Source organism: Caballeronia sp. M23-90 (assembly GCF_053574605.1).
Genome location: NZ_JBSIPA010000858.1, coordinates 1 through 1,144, shown reverse-complemented (window position 1 = coordinate 1,144; position 1,144 = coordinate 1). Strand labels below are relative to the sequence as shown.

At 61.5% G+C, this 1,144-nt stretch carries 2 protein-coding genes; both read left to right on the top strand.

All coding sequences use genetic code 11. The annotated features are described in order from the left end of the window. Window positions 1-664, top strand: a 664-nt coding sequence (gene deoC, locus ACRXB1_RS36490; RefSeq protein WP_449494832.1) for a deoxyribose-phosphate aldolase, incomplete at its 5' end; no start/stop codon positions are given. A gap of 33 nt (window positions 665-697) precedes the next feature. Then, window positions 698-1,144: aldehyde dehydrogenase family protein (locus ACRXB1_RS36485; protein WP_449494831.1), on the top strand; the 447-nt coding region annotated here is incomplete at its 3' end.

Sequence of the window (1,144 nt, the reverse complement as noted above, 5' to 3'; positions counted from 1 at the left end):
TGGCGCGGTCTGCGTGTACCACCGTTTCGTTGCGACCGCTGTCGCGGCGCTTGCCGGCAGCGGCATTCCGGTCGCGGCGGTATCCACAGGTTTTCCTGCCGGGCTGATCCCGCATCCGCTGAAGCTGAAGGAAATCGAGGCGTCTGTGAAAGACGGCGCGGCGGAGATCGATATTGTCGTCACGCGCGAACATGTGCTGACCGGCAACTGGCAAGCCCTTTACGACGAAATGCGCGACTTCCGCGCGGCTTGCGGCCCGGCGCATATCAAGGCGATTCTCGCGACGGGCGATATCCGCACGCTGTCGAATATCGCCAAGGCGTCGATGGTCTGCATGATGGCCGGCGCCGATTTCATCAAGACATCGACGGGCAAGGAAGGCGTGAACGCCACGCTCGACGTTTCGCTCGTGATGGTCCGCATGATCCGCGAATACCTCGAACGCACGGGCGTGATGATCGGCTTCAAGCCTGCGGGCGGCGTGTCGACGGCCAAGTCGGTGCTCGAATACCAGATCCTGATGAAAGAGGAACTCGGCCGCGAATGGCTCGAACCGGAGTTGTTTCGCATTGGCGCATCGAGTCTGCTCGCCGATATCGAACGGCAGCTCGAACATCACGTCACCGGTCGCTATTCCGCTTTTCATCGGCATCCTGTCGCCTGAATTTTTCGCATCACTCTCTTACACGAGCTCCCAATGAGCGTAGCCGACTATTTCTCCTCGATGGATTACGGACCTGCACCGGAAGACGACGGCGCCGCGCGCGCCTGGCTGGATCAACACACCAACGGTTTTGGTCATTTCATCGATGGCGCTTTTCGTGAGCCCTTGGCCGGCGAGCGGTTCGATTCTTCGGAGCCTGCTACCGGGCGGGTGCTTTCGAGCATTGCGCAAGGCGACCAGTCCGATGTGGACGCAGCAGTCGACGCCGCGCACCGGGCGTTGCCAGCGTGGCAAGCGCTCGGCGGCGCCGGCCGTGCGCGTCATTTGTATGCGTTGTCGCGAATGGTCCAGCGCAACGCGCGCCTTTTTTCCGTACTCGAATCGCTCGATAACGGCAAGCCGATCCGCGAATCGCGCGACATCGACATACCGCTCGTAGCCCGCCATTTCCTGCATCACGCAGGCTGGGCGCAATTGCAG